The sequence below is a fragment of the Bacteriovorax sp. DB6_IX genome (assembly GCF_000447775.1).
Lineage (GTDB): Bacteria > Bdellovibrionota > Bacteriovoracia > Bacteriovoracales > Bacteriovoracaceae > Halobacteriovorax_A.
The window spans coordinates 1-6,560 of sequence record NZ_AUNJ01000400.1; the positions used below are offsets into that span (position 1 = coordinate 1).

Genomic DNA, 6,560 nt, shown 5'->3' on the forward strand with positions numbered 1-6,560 from the left:
CATACAATTTTTCTGTCTCAGTTTTTATAGATAATAAATATTTCTTGTAAAATGAATCTTTAAGAAGGTTCGCTGCGTTTAAGCACGCACCGTAAACGGAATAGTCAAAAACAACCGCTGGAGGATTATTTTTTTCTATCCTCAACATGATCACCACTTTTTTAATACGTCTATTCTTGCTTTCAATCTTTGCTTAGTAGCGATTGACAATGATTTTATTAAGCTATCTTATCAGAACCTAAGCTCAGCTTTATAGGAACGTATTTATTTTTATGCTCCTTGATTTTTGACCAATGCAACTTTAAATCTTTCTTTGTCTGCACTAGAGATTTTAAAAAAGTAATTGTCAAAACCAACTAATCCATATTTGCTTGGGTTCCCTGATAAAACTTTTTTAAGTTCTTCGTTACTTATTGACTTGTACACACCATCCACCACATTAAAAAACAAAATAGAAGGTTCTTTCCCAAAATCAAGGCCACTAAAAACTATAATATGCTCATGATTTAATACTCCATGGTGAATAACATCTATACTAGAAATGCAATTGTATAATTGATTTAGTATTTTACTACTTTTATTATCTTTACTAATCTTTATCTTTAGTTCTTCTTTTAAATTAAGAATATCATTAGTACTCAACATTTCTACAGGACGATTCTCAGAAAAGCTATATCCGTATTTGCCAGACATTGGTGATATATCCAGTCCCATTACAGCAAAATTGATAATCAGCAATAGCAAAATAGTTTTCATAAACAACTACTCCTCATTACATAAGTCTATAGAACTTGGATCAGTACTCCTGAAAATAGATATATCCACCAGAATAATATGTTTTCAGAGAAAGATATTTCCATTCAAAATTTGTCCACATTGATGAGGACGAAGAGTTCTAGTTTCAATATTGTAAAATCTTCTCCCCTAACTATCAATATCCATGTAGTGTTCACACTAAAACTTCCCATTTCATTCAATAATATCGACAAACTTAAATCTTACTTTTAAGAGAGAGGTTTTTTTTACTAAGATATCTTTGTTTGTGGAGAGCATGAAAAAAGCCCTCTTTGGAAGAGGGCCTTGTTTTTATTTTTTTGTTTTGTGGAAATTTTTTGCGGAGATGGTCTCCGCACACAGCTGAAGCGTCAAAAGCTTCGCTTCGCTTGCGTTTTTTTGACGCTCGCGTGACGGTAAAGCTCCGACGTCAAAATGCTTGGCATTTTGCCGCGGGCATTAAAAAGGGATGTCGTCGGCTGTGAATGAAGCGTCTGATGAGATATCGTAATCTTGGTTCATCATGTCGTCATTTCCACCAGCTTGCTGATTCATTCCTTGATTGTTGTTATTGTTTTGGAAGTTTCCAGCACCTGCATTATTTGAAGCACCAGCTTGTCCACCTAGGAACTGAACTGTCTTAGCAACGATTTCAGTTGTATATCTCTTATTTCCAGATTGATCTTCCCAAGATCTAGTTTGAAGAGCACCTTCTAAGTAAGCTTGACGACCTTTTCCAAGGTATTGTCCACAAAGCTCAGCAAGTTTTCCCCAAACAACAACTCTGTGCCATTCAGTTCTTTCTTGTTTTTGTCCTGACTTGTCAGTCCATGATTCACTAGTTGCTAGTGAAAAGTTACAAACAGCCATTCCAGATGGTGTGTACTTTAGTTCAGGGTCTTGTCCTAATCTACCTACGAGAATTACCTTGTTAACACTCATAAATTCCTCCGTTTCGTCTTAATAATGGGTACAAACTTTAGAATCCCATTACCTCTGACCTGTTAATAAAGTTGTGAGGCATAAACATAGTATGGAATAAGCCTCTTTGAGAAGTGATTTCTAACAGGTTGCAAGAATATTTTAATACGAAGTGCGTTAAGAACCTAGAAATTCAAAATACAAGGAATGACCCCATCAATAATTGATAGAACCATCCTCATAATTTTGACCATTTGCGAATTCAGAATATTGTGTGTGTTCACCAAATTCACTGGCATGATCGGCCATGTGTGCGCCATCGGCATTTTGAGAGACATTTGCGTCGGCTTTTTTATGGACTCTCCAAAACTGATCAACCTTCTCTCTGGCCACCTTCACATCCTTCTTATACCAAGAAGCGTCAAAACCACAGTGAGGACAAGGAACCTCTTTTCTGAAGTTAAGCCTTAAAGCTCCTTCGAATAATGCCCAAACAAGGAAGAACGAAAAGATTCCTTTCAACTCCATAAATGGGTATAGACATGCTGATATTGCCAAGGTGATCAATGAAATTTGAAGGTAATTCATTGCTGAAAGATGAGGTTTTGCAATAATCGCTCTCTGTGTTCCACAAAGAGGACAATAGAATTCCATATGAGGATTTTTATACTTAAAAGTCCTGGTTTCTAATGGCACATGGTGGTGCTTATGCATTGCTCCTTCCTCCTTTCTAGACTTCATTCTATCAATTTTCGACAGCAAATTTTAGCGGGCAAAAAGGGGCCCAGTGTGCCCCTCGACACCTGGGCCTAGACGTGCTGAAACCAGAGGGTTTTTCAACCCCGTAAAAGATGTGTCTAAAAAGACGGGACGTAGCAGATCTACCAACGTTCCACATGCCAGTCTCTGCTACCATTCCTGGCTCCTTTTATAATTCAAGTTTCAGGCCAATTTACACAGGGCACAAACCATTGAAATACCTTTGTAGTGGTGACATTTCAGAAGGCCTTCGGTAGCATTTAGATACCAATAAATTCACCTAATTAAGAAAGGCTTATGAATTCTATTATTAAAGACAAAATTCAAGATGAAAGTGGTCAAGTAAGTATCTTTCTATCAATTACACTTATCGTGGTATTTACTTTGGTTGCCTTCATTACAAATGTCGGTCTCTTTGTAAAAGCAAAGATTAATCTACAAAATGCAGTCGACTCAGCAGCTTGGTCTGGAGCAGCTGTACAGGCCCGTCAACTCTCCAATATTGGTTATCTAAACTGGGAAATGAGAAACACATTCAAAGAATGGATGTTCAAGTATTACGTCATGGGACAAATGTCGAATACCAGAACTCACCCGACAAATCTTACAGGCGACAGAGTTGATTTTAGACTAAAGAGATTTGATCCAAGTGGTTCTTCTTTTGGCGATAGGTATAACCTCCCTTCTGTTTGTATTCACTTTGGCTCTTCTCACAATATTTGTGATGTCTATCAAATTCCTGGACTTCCGCGTTTTAAAGTCGCGGGTCTTCCAAACGTAAGTGAACAATTTGAAGCGGCCATCAACGCCTTCGTTGAACAAAAAGCGAAGAACTGTAGTGATAGAACGGCCTATAACTTTGCAGCGGCGATGAACTACGCCTTCTCAACAGGAAAGCAAAGTCTCACAGATGTTCCAATCGTTGCGGCCTATCGTCCGGGTGCATGGATGCAAAGTATGGAACTTGCCCTGAGGATGCGTAATCTTGAAATGATTTTGAATCGTCCACCTGTAACAGATGGGATCTGTTTAAACGGTTGTACTGAAAATGAATCAAGCTTGATTGCCAACGATCAAAGTTATGGCTTTGCAATTAATGAAAGACCTTACAAGGCCTATAAAGCGGCCATGAGAACAATTTCAGGTGGTGAGAATAAATTTAATAACGACACATTTGCTTCTACATTTAAACTAACTGAGCTTGCTCCTTCGGCTTACCAAGGATCTCCAACTTCACTAAGTAATTTCCTTATTCCGGCAGGTGCTATTTACGATAACGTAGGTGGGACATCAGTTTCTCAAAAGCACTATGTTGATCTTCTGCCAATGATTTTCAACTACACGACATTCTTTACAACTTTCGCCGCGACAACAAGAGATTCAGATGAAATCAATGTTGCGGCTGGAACACCAATGGAAGCGGCCTGTGCCTCATCAAAAACAGCTCTTCCTGTTCCAGGATATATTCTTGGTTTCTATAAGAACCCACAAGTTCTCACTTACTACGCAGTTAAAGGAGAGGCTGACTACCTTGGACTTATGAATCCATTTAATACCCCTATTAAGATAAAGGCCTACGCAGCGGCAAAGCCTTATGGTGGTCGAATTGGTCCCATTCTTGTCAAAGCAAATTCAACAAGTGACTTTAAAACAGCAACATTTAACGAGCCTCGCACAGGTGGTGGAAAACCAGGAAGAACAGCGAATTATCTCTTCAGCTTTAATACAGGAGCAGATCCGAGGGCCAGTGCCACAGGAGACAAAGCAGGACTTCCAATCCCTAGCGAGCAATCCTTCTATATTCAAAATGAGTCTGACCCTATCGGTGGAGTTCCAACGGCAATTGCCTCGAATATGAGATTTGCTATCCCAAATATGATCTACACATATCCAAGCGGTGGAAAGGACCTCACAACAGATAGAGTACCAGGGACTCAATATTACCCGGCCCTAGGAACTCTGACTGATGAAACGGCAGGTCTCTACGACATGGAACAATATCAAGCTCTAAGGGCCAACTTACCGCCTGGTTCAGAGAGTAATGCCACTCTTACTCAAGAAGAAATTGAGCAGTCAATTCAAAGTGCTCGTGCACCAACAAATTATGACGCCCTCAACTACCTCGTCCCGACCGTAAAAGGTAAAGGTGATGGTATTGAGTCCTCTGAAACCCTCAGAACCTTAGGTCAGCAACACCCTGTAACTGGTGCTGAGATGTATGCCTACTTTGCCCCGCTCTATGGTGGTAGAACGCTATACAGAACTGACTCTACAATTATTGAAGTTCTTGGAGATTATATTTCGAGTTTATCAAGCTCTGTTCAAGCTTATAATGAAGCTTTAAAGAACTTTGCAGATCAAATGAGAAATGTCCCAGCTTCAGATGCCGCGGCCTATACTAGTGCGGCCAACGGAATCCATGAGGACCGCGCAACTCCATTCACTGCCCCATTCACTGGTGTCATTGATTGCGACAAGCTCAGTATTGCAGCAAAATTCAATCATTTCTTCACGAGTGAAGATCTGGTGGCCAATAATGACAATTGCGACATTCTTCCGCTTAAAGCGGCCATTAAAGAATATATCGTAGACGTAGCGAGTCGAACTCCTCAAGATATGTACTACGTGACGACATATGCAGACAGCCCTCGGGCCATGACAAATGAGACAGTGACCACGGCTTATATGCCTGGAGCTGATCAAGGGGCCAACGCTGATGGTACGGTCACAAACCCTCTAACGCCTTCTGGCTCGGTCATTTCGACTCGTCGTAACTACTACTCGACAAAGTTTGTAGGGGTCGAGGCCCTGACTGATGCCAATATTGGTTATAGAGGAAAATCGATCTATGTTGAGACCGATGGAACCTCGTCTGCTGAAAACCCACTGACTCCAACAGACTTTGGAAGCTCAAAGTATGTCAACCTGCTTAGTACGGGTGATTTAAACGAATTTGGAGACTTGAATTTCTAAAGAAAAAAGCTTGAAATATTTTAAATTTTCTAGCTATACTGACCGAGAATACGAAAGTGAACATATTTAACTAAGGATACACACGTGGCAAAGAAGAAAACTGCTAAAAAAGCTGCGAAAAAGACCGCTAAAAAAACAACGAAGAAAGCGGTTAAGAAAACAGCAAAGAAAACTACAAAGAAAGCGGCCAAAAAGGTTGCGAAGAAAACTGCAAAGAAAACAGCTAAGAAAGTTGCTAAGAAAACTACCAAGAAAACTGCCAAGAAAGCAGCAAAAAAAGCCACAAAGAAAGTAACTAAGAAAGTTGCCAAAAAAGCGGCAAAGAAAACTGCCAAGAAAGCAGCAAAGAAAACGGCAAAGAAGGTAGCTAAGAAAACTACTAAAAAAGCCACAAAGAAAGTTGCAAAGAAAGCGGCTAAAAAAGTTGCTAAGAAAACTACAAAAAAAGCAGCCAAAAAAGTTGCTAAGAAAGTAGCAAAGAAAACTGCCAAGAAAGCAGCAAAAAAAGCCACAAAGAAAGTAACTAAGAAAGTTGCCAAAAAAGCGGCAAAGAAAACTGCCAAGAAAGCAGCAAAGAAAACGGCAAAGAAGGTAGCTAAGAAAACTACTAAAAAAGCCACAAAGAAAGTTGCAAAGAAAGCGGCTAAAAAAGTTGCTAAGAAAACTACAAAAAAAGCAGCCAAAAAAGTTGCTAAGAAAGTAGCAAAGAAAACTGCAAAGAAAGCAGCCAAAAAAGTAACTAAGAAAGTTGCCAAGAAAACTGCCAAGAAAACGGCAAAGAAAGCAGCAAAGAAAGTTGCCAAAAAAGCAGCAAAGAAAACGACAAAGAAAGCCGAGAAGAAAGTAGCCAAAAAAGCCACAAAGAAAACTCAAGCCAAATCAACAGCAAAGAAAGAAACTCCAAAGAAACTCTCTGCTGAAGAAGAAAAGAGATTAAAAAGAGAAGAGGCCATCGCCAAATACAAAGCTCAACAACAACTTGAGCTAGACAAAGACCTTCAAGACTCTCTTCAGTCTTACGAGAAAGAAGAAGCACTAGAACTTGCAAATGAAAACAAGTTTGAAACAATTGAAGAAGCTGAAGAAAACTCTGGTATCGAAACAGAAAACTACAGAGAACCAGGCCCATCTCT

At 39.6% G+C, this 6,560-nt stretch carries 5 protein-coding genes; 2 read left to right on the top strand and 3 right to left on the bottom strand.

What is annotated here, in order from left to right:
• Nucleotides 1–270: 270 nt before the first annotated feature.
• From M901_RS12685 to M901_RS12695, 3 genes are all read right to left on the bottom strand, one after another.
• On the bottom strand, nt 271–756 hold the full coding sequence (locus M901_RS12685) for a hypothetical protein (RefSeq protein ID WP_034722150.1): 486 nt from the start codon (nt 754–756) through the stop codon (nt 271–273).
• Nucleotides 757–1,233: 477 nt separating this feature from the next.
• Nucleotides 1,234–1,716: a single-stranded DNA-binding protein gene (locus M901_RS12690; RefSeq protein ID WP_021278606.1), complete on the bottom strand. Its 483-nt coding sequence runs from the start codon at nt 1,714–1,716 to the stop codon at nt 1,234–1,236.
• 195 nt (nt 1,717–1,911) lie between these two features.
• Nucleotides 1,912–2,436, bottom strand: a complete 525-nt coding sequence (locus tag M901_RS12695) for a hypothetical protein (protein ID WP_198295399.1) — start codon at nt 2,434–2,436, stop codon at nt 1,912–1,914.
• Nucleotides 2,437–2,751: 315 nt separating this feature from the next.
• On the opposite strand from M901_RS12695, the gene M901_RS12700 reads away from it, so the two are divergent.
• Together M901_RS12700 and M901_RS18075 are read left to right on the top strand one after the other, a co-directional pair.
• Nucleotides 2,752–5,427, top strand: a complete 2,676-nt coding sequence (locus tag M901_RS12700) for a Tad domain-containing protein (protein ID WP_021278605.1) — start codon at nt 2,752–2,754, stop codon at nt 5,425–5,427.
• Nucleotides 5,428–5,511: 84 nt separating this feature from the next.
• The coding region (locus M901_RS18075) for a hypothetical protein (RefSeq protein ID WP_021278604.1) at nt 5,512–6,560 on the top strand (1,049 nt) is incomplete at its 3' end.